The 18632-nt window shown below is 66.6% G+C and carries 20 protein-coding genes and 1 pseudogene; 3 read left to right on the plus strand and 18 right to left on the minus strand.

Annotated elements, in window-relative coordinates:
- Nucleotides 1-51: 51 nt before the first annotated feature.
- The 3 genes from H0X90_RS23420 to H0X90_RS23430 form a co-directional block, all read right to left on the minus strand.
- The gene (locus H0X90_RS23420) at nucleotides 52-846 is read right to left on the minus strand and encodes an ABC transporter ATP-binding protein (RefSeq protein ID WP_006486391.1); all 795 of its coding nucleotides are present in this window, start codon (nucleotides 844-846) and stop codon (nucleotides 52-54) included.
- Nucleotide 847: 1 nt separating this feature from the next.
- On the minus strand, nucleotides 848-1744 hold the full coding sequence (locus tag H0X90_RS23425) for an ABC transporter permease (RefSeq protein ID WP_006486373.1): 897 nt from the start codon (nucleotides 1742-1744) through the stop codon (nucleotides 848-850).
- A 139-nt stretch (nucleotides 1745-1883) separates the two neighbouring features.
- On the minus strand, nucleotides 1884-2849 hold the full coding sequence (locus H0X90_RS23430; protein ID WP_006486371.1) for an ABC transporter substrate-binding protein: 966 nt from the start codon (nucleotides 2847-2849) through the stop codon (nucleotides 1884-1886).
- A 332-nt stretch (nucleotides 2850-3181) separates the two neighbouring features.
- Here H0X90_RS23430 and H0X90_RS23435 point away from each other — a divergent pair, with 332 nt between their 5' ends.
- Nucleotides 3182-3499 carry a VF_A0006 family four-cysteine protein gene (locus tag H0X90_RS23435; protein WP_077019682.1) on the plus strand — a complete coding sequence of 106 codons (318 nt, stop codon included), beginning with the start codon at nucleotides 3182-3184 and terminating at the stop codon, nucleotides 3497-3499.
- Between the two features lie 86 nt (nucleotides 3500-3585).
- On the opposite strand, the gene H0X90_RS23440 is transcribed toward H0X90_RS23435, so the two are convergent.
- Nucleotides 3586-4401: a MetQ/NlpA family ABC transporter substrate-binding protein gene (locus H0X90_RS23440; protein WP_006486394.1), complete on the minus strand. Its 816-nt coding sequence runs from the start codon at nucleotides 4399-4401 to the stop codon at nucleotides 3586-3588.
- Nucleotides 4402-4619: 218 nt separating this feature from the next.
- Entirely contained in the window at nucleotides 4620-6257 is a 1638-nt protein-coding gene (locus H0X90_RS23445) for a methyl-accepting chemotaxis protein (protein ID WP_062884751.1), read from the minus strand.
- Between the two features lie 231 nt (nucleotides 6258-6488).
- On the opposite strand from H0X90_RS23445, the gene H0X90_RS23450 reads away from it, so the two are divergent.
- Nucleotides 6489-6779 carry a YciI family protein gene (locus H0X90_RS23450; RefSeq protein WP_006486398.1) on the plus strand — a complete coding sequence of 97 codons (291 nt, stop codon included), beginning with the start codon at nucleotides 6489-6491 and terminating at the stop codon, nucleotides 6777-6779.
- 152 nt (nucleotides 6780-6931) lie between these two features.
- On the opposite strand, the gene H0X90_RS23455 is transcribed toward H0X90_RS23450, so the two are convergent.
- From H0X90_RS23455 to H0X90_RS23475, 5 genes and pseudogenes are all read right to left on the minus strand, one after another.
- Nucleotides 6932-7549 (minus strand): SCO family protein, encoded by a 618-nt coding sequence (locus H0X90_RS23455; RefSeq protein WP_077189749.1) that lies wholly within the window; start codon nucleotides 7547-7549, stop codon nucleotides 6932-6934.
- Nucleotides 7550-7567: 18 nt separating this feature from the next.
- On the minus strand, nucleotides 7568-8470 hold the full coding sequence (gene cyoE / locus H0X90_RS23460) for a heme o synthase (protein WP_077189750.1): 903 nt from the start codon (nucleotides 8468-8470) through the stop codon (nucleotides 7568-7570).
- Between the two features lie 8 nt (nucleotides 8471-8478).
- Nucleotides 8479-9591 carry a heme A synthase gene (locus H0X90_RS23465; protein WP_059723972.1) on the minus strand — a complete coding sequence of 371 codons (1113 nt, stop codon included), beginning with the start codon at nucleotides 9589-9591 and terminating at the stop codon, nucleotides 8479-8481.
- 25 nt (nucleotides 9592-9616) lie between these two features.
- A pseudogene (locus tag H0X90_RS23470) lies at nucleotides 9617-10189 on the minus strand (SCO family protein); the annotation flags it as partial.
- A 114-nt stretch (nucleotides 10190-10303) separates the two neighbouring features.
- Nucleotides 10304-11014 carry an SURF1 family protein gene (locus H0X90_RS23475; RefSeq protein ID WP_012492386.1) on the minus strand — a complete coding sequence of 237 codons (711 nt, stop codon included), beginning with the start codon at nucleotides 11012-11014 and terminating at the stop codon, nucleotides 10304-10306.
- An 84-nt stretch (nucleotides 11015-11098) separates the two neighbouring features.
- Between H0X90_RS23475 and H0X90_RS23480 the strand changes: the two genes are divergently transcribed.
- A complete protein-coding gene (locus tag H0X90_RS23480; RefSeq protein ID WP_006477735.1) occupies nucleotides 11099-11308 on the plus strand; it encodes a twin transmembrane helix small protein in 210 nt (69 codons plus the stop codon).
- Nucleotides 11309-11481: 173 nt separating this feature from the next.
- On the opposite strand, the gene H0X90_RS23485 is transcribed toward H0X90_RS23480, so the two are convergent.
- From H0X90_RS23485 to H0X90_RS23520, 8 genes are all read right to left on the minus strand, one after another.
- The gene (locus tag H0X90_RS23485; protein ID WP_006486364.1) at nucleotides 11482-12339 is read right to left on the minus strand and encodes a cytochrome c oxidase subunit 3; all 858 of its coding nucleotides are present in this window, start codon (nucleotides 12337-12339) and stop codon (nucleotides 11482-11484) included.
- Between the two features lie 158 nt (nucleotides 12340-12497).
- Nucleotides 12498-12698 carry a DUF2970 domain-containing protein gene (locus H0X90_RS23490; protein WP_006486367.1) on the minus strand — a complete coding sequence of 67 codons (201 nt, stop codon included), beginning with the start codon at nucleotides 12696-12698 and terminating at the stop codon, nucleotides 12498-12500.
- Nucleotides 12699-12714: 16 nt separating this feature from the next.
- Nucleotides 12715-13326 (minus strand): cytochrome c oxidase assembly protein, encoded by a 612-nt coding sequence (locus H0X90_RS23495; RefSeq protein ID WP_077189751.1) that lies wholly within the window; start codon nucleotides 13324-13326, stop codon nucleotides 12715-12717.
- Nucleotides 13327-13361: 35 nt separating this feature from the next.
- Entirely contained in the window at nucleotides 13362-13502 is a 141-nt protein-coding gene (locus tag H0X90_RS23500; RefSeq protein WP_006486385.1) for a cytochrome oxidase small assembly protein, read from the minus strand.
- A gap of 80 nt (nucleotides 13503-13582) precedes the next feature.
- A complete protein-coding gene (gene ctaD, locus H0X90_RS23505) occupies nucleotides 13583-15190 on the minus strand; it encodes a cytochrome c oxidase subunit I (RefSeq protein WP_006477731.1) in 1608 nt (535 codons plus the stop codon).
- A 43-nt stretch (nucleotides 15191-15233) separates the two neighbouring features.
- Nucleotides 15234-16832: a cytochrome c oxidase subunit II gene (coxB, locus tag H0X90_RS23510; protein WP_006477730.1), complete on the minus strand. Its 1599-nt coding sequence runs from the start codon at nucleotides 16830-16832 to the stop codon at nucleotides 15234-15236.
- 56 nt (nucleotides 16833-16888) lie between these two features.
- On the minus strand, nucleotides 16889-17413 hold the full coding sequence (locus H0X90_RS23515; RefSeq protein ID WP_006486400.1) for a DUF2244 domain-containing protein: 525 nt from the start codon (nucleotides 17411-17413) through the stop codon (nucleotides 16889-16891).
- 195 nt (nucleotides 17414-17608) lie between these two features.
- The gene (locus H0X90_RS23520; RefSeq protein WP_048986797.1) at nucleotides 17609-18574 is read right to left on the minus strand and encodes a methyltransferase domain-containing protein; all 966 of its coding nucleotides are present in this window, start codon (nucleotides 18572-18574) and stop codon (nucleotides 17609-17611) included.
- Nucleotides 18575-18632 lie beyond the last annotated feature (58 nt).

Genomic DNA, 18632 nt, shown 5'->3' on the forward strand with positions numbered 1-18632 from the left:
CGCCCGTCATGTCACGGCGCGCCGGCCCGTCAGCCGTCGGTCAGCAGCCCGTCAACCGAGCAGCAACGCGTCGTCGTCGAGCTGCTCGTGCCGCACCTTCTCGAACATCTGCAGCAGATCCGGCACGTCCAGCCCCTTGCGCGCGTCGCCCGACACGTCGAGCACGACCTGCCCCTGGTGCAGCATCACCGTGCGGTCGCCGTAGTCGAGCGCCTGCCGCATGCTGTGCGTGACCATCATCGTCGTCAGCTTGCTCTCGGCGACGATGCGCGCGGTCAGCTCCAGCACGAACGCGGCCGTCTTCGGATCGAGCGCGGCCGTGTGCTCGTCGAGCAGCAGGATCCGCGACGGCCGCAGCGACGCCATCAGCAGGCTCACGGCCTGCCGCTGGCCGCCCGACAGCAGCCCGATCCGGTCGGTCAGCCGGTTTTCCAGCCCGAGGTTCAGCAGCCGCAGCTTGTCGCGGAACAGCTCGCGCGACGGCCGGTCGAGCGCCGCCCGGAAGCCGCGCCGCGCGCCGCGCGCCATCGCGAGCGCCATGTTCTCCTCGATCGTCAGCGCCTCGCAGGTGCCGGCCATCGGGTCCTGAAACACGCGCGCGACGAGGTGCGCGCGGTCCCACGCGGCCTTGCGCGTCACATCCGTGCCGTCGATCGCGATGCGTCCCGCATCGACGCGCTGGTCGCCGCTGACCGCATTGAGGAAGGTCGACTTGCCGGCGCCGTTCGAGCCGATCACCGCGACGAACTGGCCGTCGGGAATCTCGAGCGACAGCCCGCGCAGCGCGCGCGTCTCGATCGGCGTGCCGGGATTGAACGTGAGTTTGAGATCGTGTGCGGACAGCATGTCATGCCCCTCCGTTCTTGCGCGCGAACAGCTTCTTGCGCGTCGCCGGCAGCACCAGCGCGATCGTGACGAGCGCGGCCGTCACGAGGTTCAGGTCCTGCGCCTTCAGGCCGATGAATTCGCTGTTCAGCGCGAGCGCGATGAAGAAGCGGTAGACGATCGCGCCGAGCACGACGGCAAGCGTCGTCAGCACCAGCCGGCGCGCCGGCAGCAGCGTCTCGCCGATGATCACGGCGGCCAGCCCGATCACGATCGTGCCGATCCCCATCGAGATGTCCGAGCCGCCCTGCGTCTGCGCAAACAGGGCGCCCGCGAGCGCGACGAGCGCGTTCGACAGCGCCATCCCGGCGAGCGTCGCCCGGCCGGTCGCGATGCCCTGCGCGCGCGCCATCCGCGGGTTCGCGCCGGTCGCGCGCATCGCGAGGCCGAGCTGCGACGAGAAGAACCAGTCGAGGCCGAGCTTCGCGATCACGACGACGATCGCGAGCAGCGCCGGGCGCAGCACGTAATCGGGCATCCAGTCGGGCTGCAGCACGGTGAAGAGCGTCGGCTCGGTGATCAGCGGCACGTTCGGCCGGCCCATGATCCGCAGGTTCACCGAGTAGAGCGCGATCATCATCAGGATACTGGCGAGCAGATCCATGATCTTCAGGCGCACGTTCAGCCAGCCGGTGACGAAGCCGGCCAGCGCGCCCGCAACGATCGCGAGCAGCGTCGCGGAAAACGGGTCATGGCCGGCCGAGATCAGCGTCGCGGCGACGGCGCCGCCGAGCGGAAAGCTGCCGTCGACGGTGAGGTCGGGGAAGTTGAGGATGCGAAACGAGATCAGCACCCCGAGGGCGACGAGGCTGAAGATCAGGCCGATCTCCAGTGCGCCCAGAAACGAGAACAGAGACATGATGGGGAAATCCTGTTGCTTCCCGGCCGGACGTGTACGGCCGGGCGAAGCGAACGGGCGGCCCCGGGTGGGAGCCGCCCGTCCGGCGATGTCGTCGAGGCCCGGATCGAGCCTGCAAGCGCGGCGGTCGGGCCGCGGCTTACTTGATGACCGTCTTCGCTTCCTTCACGAGATCCGGCGACAGCGTGACGCCCTGCTTCGCGGCCGCGCCCGTATTCACGAACAGTTCGAGGTTGCTGCTCGTCTCCGACGCGATCGCGCCCGGCTTCTCGCCCTTCAGGATGCGCGCGACGACCTTGCCCGTCTGGCGGCCGAGGTCGCCGTAGTTGATGCCGAGCGCCGCGATGCCGCCGCGCTTCACGCTGTCGGTGTCGCCCGCGACGAGCGGAATCTTCGCTTCGTTCGCGACCTTCACCAGCGCTTCGTACGCGGACACGACGTTGTTGTCGGTGTTCGTGTAGATCACATCGACCTTGCCGATCAGGCTCTTCGCGGCCGGGCCGATGTCGACGGTGCGCGGGGCGGCCGCTTCCTTCAGCGTCATCCCCTGCTTCGCGAGGATCTCCTTGAGCTCCTTCACGACGACGACCGAATTCGCCTCGCCCGGGTTGTAGACCATGCCGACCGTCTTCGCATTCGGCACGACGCGCTTGATCAGCGCGACCTGGCGATCGAGCGGCAGCTTGTCGGACACGCCCGTCACGTTGGTGCCCGACGGGCCCCAGCCCTTCACGAGCTGCGCGGCGACCGGGTCGGTGACGCCCGAGTAGACGACCGGCACGCTCTTCGTCGCGGCGACGACCGACTGCGCGGCCGGCGTTGCGATCGCGACGATCACGTCGGGCTTGTCGCCGACGAACTTGCGCGCGATCTGCGCGGCCGTGCCGGTGTTGCCCTGCGCGCTCTGGTACTCCCACTTGAGCTTGTCGTCGCCGTAACCTTCCGCCTTCAGTTCGGCGCGCACGCCGTCGCGGATCGCATCGAGCGCCGGATGGTCGACGATCGACAGCACCTTGACGGTCTGTGCATGCGCGGCGCCTGCCAGCGCGAGTGCGGCGACGCCGGCCGTGATCGAACGGATCGCGAAAGTCTTGAATCGCTTCATGGGTGAGTCTCCCCCGTATTGTGTCGGTTCTGGATGATGGATTCCCGCCGCCGTCGGGCGGGCGCCGCCCGTGCGTACGAGACGCGGGCGATCGGCCCGCGCACGCTCCGGGAAAGCGTGCAGCGGCGAACGCACGAGGATACCATTTCCGCAGACCACCGCCTGACTCCGTGCTTTCGCGCGGTGCGCCGGACACCACCTCGCCGAGGCCCCGAGAAAGCGCGCCAAGCCTTGCCGGTGGCGGCGCCGATCCGCGTCGGCCAATGCGTCGGCCGCGCATGCGGCTTTACGCTATGCTGTCGGCCGACCCAATCCACTCCACCGGAGGGCAGATGAAACGGGGTATCCGAGCCGCCGCATTCGCAGCATTCACCGCCATCGCGCTGACACTGCCGGGCGCGGCGTTCGCGCTGACCGACGGCAACGCGCAATACGACGACTGCATGCTCAACGCGCTGCGCGAAAGCCGCAACGGCGCGGCGGCCCAGTTGATCCAGCGCTCGTGCGACGCGCTGTACCGCAACAACGCGATGCTGCTGCCGCGCGAACGGCGCTTTCACGAGTGCGTCGTGCAGTCGCTGCCCGGCGTGCGCGACAACTACGCGATCCAGCAGATCATGTCGATCTGCTCGCGGCGCGGGGAGATGTAGGCATAGGCGCGCGTGCCGCGCCAATGAGAAAAGGGCCTGCGCGATGCAGGCCCTTTTCGTTCAGCGGTCCGATCGGTGAGCGGCGTTCAGAACGACGCGACCATCGAGCCCTTGAACTGCTTCTTGATGAATTCCTTCACTTCCGGCGACTGGTACGCCTTGACCAGCTTCTTCACCCACGGCTGATCCTTGTCCTTCGCGCGCACGGCGATCAGGTTCGCGTACGGGCTCGTCAGCGATTCGAGCGCGATCGCGTCCTTGGTCGGCTGCAGGTTCGCGGCCAGCGCGTAGTTCGTGTTGATCACGGCCGCGTCGACGTCCGACAGCACGCGCGGCAATTGCGCGGCGTCGAGTTCGGAGATCTTCAGCTTCTTCGGGTTCTCGGCGATGTCGAGCACCGTCGCGTTGTTGCCGCCCGTGCCGGCGCCGGCCTTCAGCTTGATCACGCCTTGCGTCTGCAGCAGCAGCAGCGCGCGGTTCTCGTTCGACGGATCGTTCGGCACCGCGAGCTTCGCGCCCTGCGGCAGATCCTTCAGCGACTTGAACTTCTTCGAGTACACGCCGATCGGCGAGATGTAGGTCAGGCCCGCGCTGACGATCTTGTAGCCGCGCTGCTTCACCTGGCTGTCGAGGTAGGGCTGGTGCTGGAAGCTGTTCGCGTCGAGGTCGCCCGAATCGAGCGCCGCGTTCGGCTGCACGTAGTCGTTGAACTCGATGACCTTCACGTTCAGGCCTTCCTTCTCTTTCGCGACCTTCTGCACGACTTGCCACACTTCCGAATCCGGGCCGGCGACCGTGCCGACCTTGATCACCTTGTCTTCGGCGTGCGCGCCTGCCGACAGCGTCAGCGCGGCGCCGGTGGCCAGCACGGAAAATACCTTCAGGAGACTGCGACGCTTCATCTGTTTCTCGCTTTCTTGCTTACTGGAAATGGGGCGCGATACGGGTATGCCCGGACTCGCAGGAAGGGCCAAATGGTGTCACAGGATCGGCGGGAAGTGAAATACATCCCGCTCATATGGGTATGCACCAGCGCAGTGCCGGCGGCCGCTGCATAGCTCGGCCGTTAGTTGCATTTTTCCTCGACGCATCGGCCCATTGGCCAATCGGCCGATACGCGTCACGCCGCGACCGTCTCGTCGGCCGCCTTCGTGCCGAAAGCCGGCTCGGCTGTCCGCGCACCGGTCCCGCGCGGCGACGGGCCGCCGGTATTGGCGACCCGGAACGCGCCGACCGCGTCGCGCAGCCGCGCGGCCTGTTCCTGCAGCGACGCAGCGGCCGCGGCCGCTTCCTCGACCAGCGCCGCATTCTGCTGCGTCACCTGGTCCATCTGCGTGACCGCGCGGCCGACCTGCGTGATGCCGCTCGCCTGCTCCTCGGACGCCGCCGCGATCTCGCCCATGATGTCGGTCACGCGTGCGACCGCCTGCAGGATCTCGCCCATCGTCGTGCCGGCCTGACCGACCAGCGTCGAGCCGTTGCGCACGCGCTCGACCGAATCGACGATCAGCGCGCGGATCTCCTTCGCGGCCGTCGCGCTGCGCTGCGCGAGCGAGCGCACCTCGCCCGCGACCACCGCGAAGCCGCGGCCCTGCTCGCCCGCGCGCGCGGCTTCGACCGCCGCGTTCAGCGCGAGGATGTTGGTCTGGAACGCGATGCCCTCGATCACGCCGATGATGTCGGCGATCTTGCGCGAGCTGTCGTCGATCTCGCCCATCGTGCCGATCACGCGGTTCACGACGTCGCTGCCCGCACGCGCGATGTCCGACGCATTGTTCGCGAGCCCGCTCGCCTGCCGCGCGTTGTCCGCGTTCTGCTTCACCGTCGCGGTCAGCTGCTCCATGCTCGCGGCGGTTTCCTCGAGCGACGCGGCCTGCTCCTCGGTGCGCTGCGACAGGTCGTCGTTGCCGGCCGAGATCTGGCGGCTCGCCGACGCGATCGATTCGGCCGACTGGCGAATCCCGCCGATCGTCGCCTGCAACCGTGCCTGCATGTCGTGCATCGCGGCCATCATGCTGGTGCGGTCGCCCGCGCGCACCGGCACCGGCTGCGTCAGGTCGCCCTGCGCGATGCGCGTCGCGAGCGCGGCCGCTTCGTCCGGCTCGCCGCCGAGGCTGCCGCGCACGTTGCGGATGATCACCAGCATCGCCGCGCTGATCACGAAGCCGATCACGAACACCATGGCCAGATGGCCGAACAGCGTCCGGTAGTACACGGTGTCGATGTCCTTCAGGAACACGCCGCTCGAGATGTTCCAGTCCCACGGCGCGAACCGCGTGACGTAGCTGATCTTCGGCACGGCCGTCTCGCTGTGCGGCAGCCGCCCGCGATATTCGGCGAAGCCGCTGCCGGTCGCCTTCGCCGCGTTCAGGATCGTCACGAACAGCGGCTTGCCGTCCGGATCGAGATAGTCGCCGACCTGCGTGTTGACGAGTTTCGGCAGCGTCGGATGCATCAGCACGACCGGCTTCGAATCCATCACGAACACGTAGCCCGAATCGCCGTAGCGCATCGCGGCGAGGCTCGCGAGCGCGTCGCGCTTCGCGTCGGCCTCGGGCAGCGTGCCGCTCTGCGCGAGCGCGTGATAGGCCTTCACGATGCCCGCCGCCGAGTCGACGAGATTCGCGATGCCGGCCTTGCGTTCGGCGAGCATCGTCGCGCGCGTCTCGTAGGCGCTCCATGCGCCGACGCCCAGAAGACCGATCCATACCAGCGCAAGCGCGAGCCACAGCTTGCGGTTCAAACTCATTCTGCTCATCTGCGTGCCTCTGTCGATGTCGATGCATCCGACGCGCGAACGGCCGGCCGCGCGCAAACGGTTGCTCTTTTATTTACGGCAACGAGGCTTACATCTTGAATACGCGTCGCCGCGGCGAACCGGCGATCGACAGGCTCCCACGCGGCGCGCCGGCGCGACAGCCCGCATCCGCTGTGCTAAAAAGACCGGCTGGCCGGCGCGCGAAGCGCCGGCATCATTCCAGGGGCATCCATGTACGTCATCGACATCCACTACACCGCGTCGCTCGAGCGCATCGACGACGCGCTCGAACGCCATCGCGCGTACCTGCAGCCGCAGTTCGACAAGGGCATCTTCATCGCGGCGGGGCCGAAGGTGCCGCGCGCAGGCGGCATGATCCTCGCGGCCCGCATCGATCGCGACGCACTCGACGCGATCCTCGAGACCGACCCGTTCGTCACCGAGGGGCTCGCCACGTATCGCGTGACGGAATTCCGGATCACCCGCGCCGCGTCGGGCTTCAACGTGCCGGCGCTGCCGTAACGCGGCTTCGGCGCAATACGTGCGCAATACGCGCGCATGCCGACGCGCCGCCCGGCGGGCAGCGCATGCGCGCAAAGACGAGAGCGGGGAAACGTGACGGCGCGAACACGACCGTCACGCGAAACGCCGGACGGGCGCCCGGCGGCGGCCGGTCAGTCGACCAGCAGCTTCAGGTCGTGGGCCCACGGGGCCGGGCCCTGGCCGTCGCGCACGAACAGGCGCAGCTTGCCGTCGCGGTCGAACACGTAGCTCGCGGCCGTGTGATCCATCGTGTAGCTGCTAGGCGTCTTGCCGGGCACCTTCGCGTAGTACACGCGGAAATCCTTCGTGACCTTCTTGAGCTGCGCTTCGTCGGCCGGCCGCAGGCCGATGAACGACGGATCGAACGCGGGCACGTACTGGCCGAGCAGCGCCGGCGTGTCGCGCTCCGGATCGACGGTGACGAACAGCACCTGCACGCGCTTCGCGGCATCCGGCCCGAGCTGCTTCAGCGCTTCGGACAATTCCGCCATCGTGGTCGGGCACACGTCCGGGCAATGCGTATAGCCGAAGAACATCACGACGGCCTTGCCCTTGAAGTCGGCGAGCGTGCGGACCTTGCCGCTCGTATCGGGCAGCGCGAAGTCGCTGCCGAACTGCGTGTTGCCGGTGATGTCGAGATTCTGGAATTTCGGCGCGTTGTCGCATCCCGCGAGCAGCAGCGCTGCCGTGAATGCGCACGCGAGCATCCAGCCTTGGCGCGCGCGGCGCCCGAACCGTGATGGGAGCATTGCGTTCAAACCGTGCGGTTACACGCCGAGCAGCGGGCGTGCGTAGTGATCGACGAGCAGCGCGGCAAACAGCAGCGACAGATAGACGATCGAGTAGCGGAAGGCCTTGCGGGCGAGTTCGTCCGAATAGTCGCGATGGATCTTCCACGCATACGCGAGGAACACCGCGCCGAGCAGTACCGCGCTCGTCAGGTAGACGGCCCCGCTCATCCCGGAAATGAAGGGCATCAGCGTGACCGCGAACAGGATCACCGTGTACAGCAGGATGTGCAGCCGCGTGAACTTCTCGCCGTGCGTGACGGGCAGCATCGGCAGCCCCGCGTTCTCGTAATCCTTGCGGCGATAGAGCGCGAGCACCCAGAAATGCGGCGGCGTCCACACGAAGATGATCAGCACGAGGATCCACGCGTCGCCCGGCACCGCGCCGGTGACGGCGGCCCAGCCGAGCGCCGGCGGCATCGCGCCCGACGCGCCGCCGATCACGATGTTCTGCGGCGTCATCGGCTTGAGCAGCAGCGTGTAGATCACCGCGTAGCCGACGAACGTCGCGATCGTCAGCCACATCGTCAACGGATTCGTGAACGTATAGAGCGTCCATGCGCCGACGCTGCCGAGCACGGCCGAGAACAGCAGGATCTGCGGCGTCGTGATCTCGCCGCGCGCGGACGGGCGCCATGCGGTGCGGCGCATCATCGAGTCGATCTTCTGTTCGACGAGGCAGTTGATCGCGAACGCGGCGCCGGCCAGCAGCCAGATGCCGACGGTGCCGCCGATCAGCACATGCCACGGCACCATGCCCGGCGTCGCGAGGAACATGCCGATCACCGCGCAGAACACCGCGAGCTGCGTGACACGCGGCTTCGTCAGCGCCATGTACTGGGAAAAGCGGCTACCGGGCGATTGGGAGAGGGTGCTTTGCATGGGGGCGGTCACGCCGGGGCGGCGTCGCGCGCAGGCTGCGCGACACGGCCGGGGCGGCTTGAAAGGATGCGAAAGTTTAACATGACGACGAGCAGCAGCAGGATCGCGGCCCCGCCGTTGTGCGCGACGGCGACGGGCAGCGGCCACTGCAGCACGATGTTGGTCAGGCCCGTCACGAACTGCAGCAGGACGACCAGCAGCACGCCGTTCGCGGGCCGCCGCAGCGATTCGAAGCGGCGCATCTTCAGCGCGAACGCGACCAGGTACGCGACCACGACGAACGCGAACGTGCGGTGCGTCCAGTGGATCGCGACCAGCGCGTCCTGCGTGATCGCGTCGCCGTCCTTCGTCATCCCGAGCGCGCGCCACAGGTGAAAGCCGTGCTGGAAGTCCATCGGCGGAATCCACTGGCCGTTGCAGGTCGGGAAGTCGGTGCACGCGAGCACCGCGTAGTTCGTGCTCACCCAGCCGCCGAGCGCGATCTGCACGACCAGCAGCACGAGCGCCGCGAGCGCGGCCGCGCGGTAACGCCCGGCCTCGGGGTCATACGACGGCAGCGGCGTCTGGCGCGCCGCGAGCCAACCCAGCGTGCCGAGCAGCGTGAGGCCGAGCAGCAAGTGGATCGTGACGATCACCGGTTGCAGCTTCATCGTGACCGTCCATGCGCCGAACGCGCCCTGCACGAGAATCAGCAGCAGCAGGCTCGTCGGCCACCACGGCGACACGTGCAGCGGGCGGCGACGCAGCCGGGCGGCCCATGCGATCGCGGTCTGCGCGATGATCAGCACGCCGATCGCCATCGCGAAATAGCGGTGGATCATCTCGATCCACGCCTTCGTCATGCTGACCGGCCCGGTCGGCATCGCCTGGTGCGCGGCCGTGATCGCCGCGTGCGCGATGAACGGCGACGACGTGCCGTAGCAGCCTGGCCAGTCGGGACAGCCGAGCCCCGAATCGGTCAGCCGCGTGAAGCCGCCGAACATCACGAGGTCGAGGGTCAGGAAGGTGGTGATCCACACGAGCTTGCGGAACTTGTCGTCGTCGGCCTTCACCCACACGTACGACAGCGGCAGCAGCGCGATGCACAAGCCGATCAGGCCGAGTTGCAGTAGATACGACATCGGAATGGTGCCTCGTTCTCTCGCCTTAACCGATGCTCGACCACTTCAGCAGCTTCGTCACGTCCGACTTGATCTTGCTGGGATTCGGGTCTTTCGGGAAACGCATCATCAGGTTGCCGTTCGGGTCGACCATGTAGATATGGTCGCTGTCCTTCGTGCCGGCGTCGGCCGGCAGCCACGCGGCCACCGCGGCCGGATCGGCAACGAGCCGGCGCGTGTCCGGATACGCGTCCAGCACCTTCTGCGGCACCGCGCCCGCATCGCTGCGCAGCCACACCATCGTGATCCGGTGCCGTTCGCCCGCCTGCGTGACGCGGATCTGGCGCATGAAATAGAGCTTCTGCGCGCACGCGTCGTCGCACGCGCTGCGGTCGGTCATCACGAACAGCCAGACGCCGCGCAGCGACGACAGCGGCACCGTCTTGCCGGCTTCGTCGGTGACCTGCAGATCCGCCGGGATCGGGCGCTGCGGCTCGATCAGCGTGCCGTAGTTGGTCGACCCGCCCTTCGGCTTGATCACGTAATAGGTGAAGTACGACGCGATCATCGGCGCGGCGCACACGAGACCCAGCAGCACGAGCATCCAGCGGCCGCGCTTGCGGGCCGCGGGCGACATCGGCGCAGCGGCCGGACCCTGACGGGGAGATTGCATGGACAAATCAGACCTCTCGAAACGAACCCGCGGCGCGCTCGCCGCGTCCTGGCATGACGCTCACGCGCCGGCCGACTTCTTCGCCGCACGCCGCGCGGCGTACAGCCCGAAGCCGAGCGCGGCCGCCGCCATCGCCCACCACTGAAACATGTAACCGTAATTGCGCTCGACGCCGGTCGTCGCCGCCGGCCAGTCGCGCACGAGCTTGTCGCCGTCGTCGCTCGTCTGCTGGATCACGAACGGCTGCAGCGGCAGCCCGGTTTCCTTCGCATACGCGGCGACGTCGAGGTTCTGCCGGATCTTCTGATGCGCGGCCGACCCGCCTTCGCCGAGCTCGAACGCGCGCGACGCATCGGCGCGCGCGATGCCGACGATCTCGACGTCGCCCGCCGGCGTCGCGAACGGCTCGATCGCCGTGCGATCGGCGATATTGCGCGGCAGCCACCCGCGGTTCACGAGCACGACGCCGCCGCCCGTGAGTTTAAACGGCATCACGACGTAAAAACCCGGCTGGTCGTTATACGGCCGATTGTCGAGGAACACCGCTTGCTCGGGCATGAAACGGCCCTTTGCCCGCACGCGATGAAACTCGATCGACGCGAGCGGAACCGGCTGCGCGCCGATGTCGACAGGGGCCGCCTGCTCGTAGCGCTCGATGCTCGCCTGCAGCGCTTCCTTCTGGTGCGCGCGGTCGCGCTGCCAGAAACCGAGACGGATCGTGACGGCGACGACGACGAGGATCAGCAACGCGGGCAGCCAGCGGATCTTCATCATGCGGCCCGCCCGGCACCTGCGCGAAAGCGAAGTGCGATAATTATCCTCTTCCTTTCGAATTGCCGTCGTCCGGTTCGTGTCATGCACATACTCGTTCCCATCGCCTTCGTCCTCATCATTGCCAGCATGGGCTCGGCGCTCTACTTCATGATGCACGACCGCGGCCATACGAAGCGCATGGTCTGGTCGCTCGCCACCCGCGTCGGGCTGTCGGTGTCGCTGTTCCTGCTCATCCTGTTCGCAAACTGGATGGGCTGGATCCATTCGACCGGCCTGCCGATCGGGCGTTGATGCCGTTGCCGCGCCGGCCGCTGTGACATTTCGCCGCACGGCCGCGCCACCAAGCAAAAGCGCCGCCTGACTGAGTCGCGGCGGCGCCAGGTGGTGTCGGTCGCGGTTTCGCCGCCGCGCGCTCGACACCAATGAAAACGGCCCGCGCATTGCTGCGCGGGCCGTCGTTCCATTTACAGCCAGTAGACGACGACGTACAGGCCGAGCCAGACGACGTCGACGAAGTGCCAGTACCACGCAGCGCCTTCGAAGGCGAAGTGGTGATCGGGCTTGAAGTGGCCGCGGATCATCCGCACCAGCACCACCGCGAGCATCGTGCCGCCGAGGAACACGTGGAAGCCGTGGAAGCCGGTCAGCAGGAAGAACGTCGAACCGTACACGCCCGAGTTCAGCGTCAGGTTCAGTTCGTTGTACGCGTGGTAGTACTCGAAGCCCTGCAGGAACAGGAAGCAGATACCGAACACGAGCGTCGCGGCCAGCCACGCGATCGCCTTCTTGCGATGATCGTCACGCAGCGCGTGGTGCGAGATCGTCAGCGTCACGCCCGACGACAGCAGGAACGCGGTGTTCAGCGTCGGGACCGGCCACGGGCCCATCGTCTTGAAGTGACCGGCGAGCGCGGCGGGGCCTTCGTTCGGCCACACGGCGGAGAAGTCCGGCCAGATCAGCTTGTAGTCGAGGCTGCCGAGCTGGTGCAGCGCGATTTCACGCGCATAGAACAGCGCGCCGAAGAACGCGCCGAAGAACATCACTTCCGAGAAGATGAACCAGCTCATGCTCCAGCGGTACGACTTGTCGACGTTCTTGCCGTAATGACCGCCTTCCGATTCGGCGATCGCGTCGCCGAACCAGTGATACAGCGTGAAGAGCAACCACAGCAGGCCGAGCAGCGCCGTAAACGGCGCCCAGTCGTGACCGTTGATCCACAGCGCTACCGAGCCGAGCATGACCAGCAGGCCGATGGCCGCGCTGATCGGATGCTGCGACGGATGCGGCACGAAATAGTACGGGGTCTGGTTTTGACCGCTCATGCTTGATTCTCCACTTCAGTCCAATTTGTGTACCGGAAACCGCTCCGGCTTTATTTCTTGCGCGGCGAGACCGCCACCGCTCTTTCCTGCACGCCGCGCCGTGGCGCCGCGCACTGCATTCTTTCGTCGCCGCGGGCCGCTAGCCGCTAACTGCGCCCTCAACCCACGACGGCACGCACGATCAGGATCAGCACGCCGATGAACACGCCGGCCGCGATCAACGCGACGATCAGCACGTGCAGCGGATTGAGCTGCGTCGCGTCGGCCTCCAGGTCGCGCCGCTTGCGCACCCCGAAGAACGACCACAGCACCGCTTTCAGCGCCTGACCGAACGTACCGCTCCGCTTGACCTCCGTCATCGCCCCGCCTCCGTCGTCATGCATCCGGCTTCGCCGCACCCTGCGCCGCCGCCGTACTGCGCTGCGACGGGGCCGGCGTGGCCGGGGTATTCAGCTCGAAGAACGTGTACGACAGCGTGATCGTCTTCACGTCCTTCGGCAATTTCGGGTCGATCACGAACACCACCGGCATCTTGCGCGACTCGTTCGCGGTCAGCGTCTGCTGCGTGAAGCAAAAGCACTCGATCTTCTTGAAGAACTCCGTCGCCTGCTTCGGCGCGTAGCTCGGAATCGCCTGCGCGACGACCGGCCGGCCCTGCCCGTTCGTCACGTCGTACACGATCGTCATCAGTTCGCCCGGATGCACGTCGAGACTGTTGTGCTCCGGCTTGAAGCCGAGCGGCCCGCGCGCGTTCGCATCGAACTCGACCGACACCGTGCGGCTGTAGTCGACCTGCGAGTTCTTCACCTCGCGCTCGCTGACATCGCGCTGCACCAGGTTGTTGATGCCGGTGATCTGGCAGATCGCCCGATACATCGGGATCAGCGCGAAGCCGAAACCGAACATCAGCCCGGCCACGACGAAGAGCTTCACCAGCATCGAACGATTGAACGCGCGATCCGCGGCGCCCTCTTCCGGCTTCGACATACGACGACTTCCTCGCTACTGCGTCAGTTACTGCATCAGTGGGTGGACAGCCACCACTGCTTGATCACGACACCCACAAAAAAAACGGCGGCGATGACGAGCAGGGTGAGGCCGAGCCGCTTGTTGCCCGCGCGGATCTGCTCGGGCGTTCGTCTTTCTTGTGGATTCCGGGTCATCTGAAACTTCGCTGAAACTTCCGTTTCGCGCCCGCCGCGCCTGCCTGCGCGGCAGGCAGCGGCGGAACGCTAGGTGAAACTTATTCGACGTGCGGCGGTTGCTCGAACGTGTGGAACGGAGCCGGGCTCGGTACCGTCCACTCGAGGCCCGTCGCGCCATCCCACGGCTTGTCCGACGCCTTTTCCAGCTCGCCGCCGCCACGGTAGGCCGGCAGCGCGACCGCGAACAGGAAGTACACCTGCGCGAGGCCGAAGCCGAATGCGCCGATCGTCGCCACCTGGTTGAAGTCCGTGAACTGCGCCGGGTAGTCCGCATAGCGGCGCGGCATGCCGGCGAGACCGACGAAGTGCATCGGGAAGAACGTCAGGTTGAAGAAGATCATCGACGCCCAGAAGTGGATCTTGCCGCGCGTCTCGTTGTACATCCAGCCCGTCCACTTCGGCGCCCAGTAGTACCAGCCCGAGAACAGCGCGAACAGCGAGCCGGCCACCAGCACGTAGTGGAAGTGCGCGACCACGAAGTAGGTGCCGTGATACTGGATGTCGAGCGGCGCCATCGCGAGCATCAGGCCCGTCAGGCCGCCGAACGTGAACACGAACAGGAAGCCGATCGCGAACAGCATCGGGGTTTCGAACGTCATCGAGCCGCGCCACATCGTCGCGAGCCAGTTGAACACCTTCACGCCCGTCGGCACCGCGATCAGCATCGTCGCGTACATGAAGAACAGCTGGCCGGTGACCGGCATGCCCGTGGCGAACATGTGGTGCGCCCAGACCATGAACGACAGGATCGCGATCGACGCCGTCGCGTACACCATCGAGCTATAGCCGAACAGCGTCTTGCGTGCGAACGCCGGGATCACCTGCGACACGATCCCGAACGCCGGCAGAATCATGATGTACACCTCGGGGTGGCCGAAGAACCAGAAGATGTGCTGGTACATCACCGGGTCGCCGCCGCCTGCCGCGTTGAAGAACGACGTGCCGAAGTGGCGGTCGAACAGCACCATCGTGATCGCGCCTGCCAGAACCGGCATCACGGCGATCAGCAGGTACGCGGTGATCAGCCACGTCCACGCGAACATCGGCATCTTCATCAGCGTCATGCCCGGTGCGCGCATGTTCAGGATCGTCACGACGATGTTGATCCCGCCCATGATCGACGATGCGCCCATGATGTGGACCGCGAAGATCGCGAAGTCCATGCCCGGGCCCATCTGCGTCGACAGCGGTGCGTACAGCGTCCAGCCGGCCGCCGTCGCGCCGCCCGGCGCGAAGAACGAACCGACCAGCAGCACGGCCGCGACCGGCAGCAGCCAGAAGCTGAAGTTGTTCATCCGCGCGAACGCCATGTCGGATGCGCCGATCTGCAGCGGAATCATCCAGTTCGCGAAGCCGACGAACGCCGGCATGATCGCGCCGAACACCATGATCAGGCCGTGCATCGTCGTGAGTTCGTTGAAGAACTCCGGACGCATGATCTGCAGGCCCGGCTCGAACAGCTCGGCACGGATGCCGAGTGCCATCACGCCGCCCGACAGGAACATGATGAACGAGAACAGCAGGTACAGCGTACCGATGTCCTTGTGGTTGGTGGCGAACAGCCAGCGACGCCAGCCGTGCGGGGCTTCGTGCGCGTGGTCGTCGTGCGCGTGGTCCGCGGCTACGTCGTGCCCGATGCTAGACATGAGAATCTCCTAATGCGAATACGTCGACTAACTCAGCGACACGTCAAGCCGCCGGGCCGATCTCGACACGCCGGGCTTCCTTCGCGTCAGCCCCGCCCGTGATCGTTTCCGGCTTTTTGAGAATAATGTGGTCTTCCGCCACGCCTGCTGCCTTCAGCGCATCGCGCACGGCCTGCGCCCGATGCTTCGCCAGTTCGGCGTTCGCGTCGGCCGAGCCCGTCTTGTCGGTGAAGCCCGACAGCGCGAGCTTCGCGTCCGGATGTGCCTTCGCATAGTCGGCCGCGGCGGCGATCGCCGCCTTCGCGTCGGCCGGCAGCACGCTCTTGCCCGTCTCGAAGTAGATCGTCGACAGCGCGGCCGATGCCGCTGCCGCCGGCTGCTCGGCGCCCGACGCGGCTTGCGCCGGCGCCGAAGCCGCTTCCGCCGGGGCCGCTGCCGTTGCCGCGCCTGCCGTGTCTTCCGGCAGCTTGCCGTTGCGTGCGTCGGCCACTTGCTTCGGCTGCAGCAGGTCGTTCTTGTGGTTGCCCCACGAGTTGCGTTCGTACGTGACGACCGAAGCGATGTCGAGGTCCGACAGCGACGCCCACGACGGCATCGCGCCCTTGCCGTGCAGCACGCGCTCGACGTGCGCGGCGATCGGGCCGTTCACGATCGGGCTGCCGTCCATCGCCGGGAATGCGCCGAGGCCCTTGCCGTTCACCTGGTGGCAGGCCGCGCAGTTCGCCTTGTAGACTTCCTCGCCGTGCGCGACGAGTTCGGCCATCGTGTAGACCTTGTTCGGGTCGACCGCCGCGCTGGCCAGCTTGGCCTTCTGCGCCGTCACCCACTTCGCGTAGTCGTCGTCCGACAGGACTTCGACGACGACCGGCATGTACGCGTGCTCCTTGCCGCACAGCTCGGTACAGAAGCCGCGGAACGTGCCGACCTTGTCGGCCTTGAACCACGTGTCGCGCACGAAGCCGGGGATCGCATCCTGCTTCACGCCGAACGCGGGCACGTACCACGAGTGGACGACGTCGTTCGCTGTCGTGATGATGCGGATCTTCTTGTTGACCGGCACGACGAGCGGGTTGTCGACTTCCTGCAGATAGGTGTCGGTGATCGGCTTCTTGCCCATCACTTCGTCGCGCGGGGTGGTCAGCGTCGACAGGAAGCCGATGCCCTCGCCCGGGCCCTTCACGTAGTCGTAGCCCCACTTCCACTGGTAGCCGGTGACCTTGATCGTGAGATCGGCGTTCGTCGTGTCCTTCATCGCGACGACGGCCTTCGTCGCCGGCAGCGCCATCAGCACGACGATGACGAACGGCACGATCGTCCAGATGATCTCGACGGTCGTGCTTTCATGGAAATTGGCGGCCTTGTGGCCCTTGGATTTGCGGTGCGCGAAGATCGAATAGAACATCACGCCGAACACGCCGACGAAGATCACCGTACACAGGATCAGCATCATCGTGTGGAGATCGTAGAGCTCCTCGGCGATCTTCGTGACAGGCGGCTGAAAGTTGATCTCGTTGACACGGGGGCCGCCCGGGCTATCACCGACCGCCAGGGCCGCACCGGCAAAGAGCAATCCGCTGCATGCCAGCACGCCCGTGAGGGCTCGCTTGATTGTTTTCATAGCATCCTTACCCAAAATTTCCATTCAAACCCTCCCCCGTCGCAAGCCACCGACCTCGTCCGGCCGATGACCGCGCCTCGTCAGCCGCAGCGCCTGAGCGACACGCGCAGTTCGTCGGCGAACTGCGCACGCTTGTACTGCGCGAGATGCTGCCCGATTACGACGGTCTGCCCGCGCGATACCAGCCGAATCGGATCGCGTGGCGTCGCACCCGGCTCGACCCGCACCCAGCGCGGGTTGAATTCGATCTGCGTGAGCCGCTCCGCATCCATCCGCTCGATCACGAGCCGGTGCGGAAACAGCCTGATGCGCTCGTAATCGACCGCATGGCGAGCATAGATCGCAAATGCGACACCCACCGCCAGCAACTCGATTCCGGTGAAGGGCATGACGAGCCAGACCCCTCTCCACATCAGCAACGCCGCGATCGCCAGCGAGAAGCCCGCGAGCGACGCATAAAACAGCACGAACTGGCGTGGCGACACCGAACAGTTGCGTTTCATGAGCCAGTCTTCGAGGACCGGTTCGCTGTCCGCCGTCTCCGCCAAAACCCTCGCTGCTTCCATCGCCGCCTCACGCGAATGGCATGCGATGCATGCCTGCATCGGACTCGTCGCCCCGTATTGCGGGGACCCCGGGACGACAAGCTGACGCATTATAGGCGGGTTCAATGGCATCCACAAGCAAGCGCCTATCGCCCGCCAAGCCAAGTGCGACAAGCTTTCCGGCCGTTTTTGGCGCCAATTCGACCCCGCTTTGCGCCGCTAATTTCAGACATAACAAAACCCCTCTTTACCGCTTTACCGATTCTTCGGACGCCCCTTGCCGATGTCCTCGATGCGCACGATCCCGTGGCCTTCCGCGGTCGTGCGCGGCACGGCCTTCCACGCGTGGCCGTAGATCACCTCGAAGGTCAGCGGGATCGTGCCGTCCTCGCGCCGGCGCGCGTCCAGCGCGTCGCCGAGCGCCGCGCGAAAGCGTCGCGTCGCGTGCTGCGGCGCCGTGCGCTCGAACGGATAGGCGCCCCAGCGGCGCACGTCGGCCAGCAGGGAGTCGGGGGATTTGTAGGTGACGGTCAGCACTTCCTGGTCCATCACGGGAATCTCGAAGCCGCTCTCGACGAGCATGTCGCCGAGGTCGTGCATGTCGACGAAATCGATCACGCGCGCGGCGGGCGGCGCGATGCCGAGCGCCGCTTCGGCGTCCGCGCAGGCCGCGCGCAGCTCGCGCAGCGTGTCCGGGCCGAGCGTGCTGAACATCAGCAGGCCGTTCACGCGCAGCACGCGCTGCCATTCAGGAAACACCGTATCGGGACGCGAATGCCAGTGGAGCGCGAGATTCGACCAGATCAGGTCGAACGCGCCACCGGGAAACGGCAGCGCGGCGAAGTCGGCCTGCGCGACGCGCGGGCCGCGCTGGCCCAGCGCCCGGCCGAGCGACGCCGGCAGCCAGCGGCGCCAGTTGGTCTGCTCGACCTCGCGCTGGCCGGCCCGCGCGAGCATCGCGCCGGACAGGTCCACGCCGAACACCGGTGCCTCCGGAAAGCGCGCGCGCAGCGCCGGCAGGTCGTCGCCCGGGCCGCAGCCCGCGTCGAGTACGGCCGCGGGGCTCACCTTGATGTATTCGAGGCGCTCGTTCATCCGCTGCGCGATCTCGCGCGGCAGGAACGCGACCGCATCGAACGTGGCGGCACGGCGGTCGAAGATCCGCCGCAGGCGCCGGGTGTCATTGGCCGGACGGCCGGTTGAAGTCGAAGCTGGGGACATGTCGGGCACACTGGCGAAGAGCCCGAAGTATACTCGCTCGCCTCGCAAGCTTCATTGA

Source organism: Burkholderia sp. 9775_39 (assembly GCF_015712225.1).
Classification (GTDB): Bacteria; Pseudomonadota; Gammaproteobacteria; order Burkholderiales; family Burkholderiaceae; genus Burkholderia; species Burkholderia cenocepacia.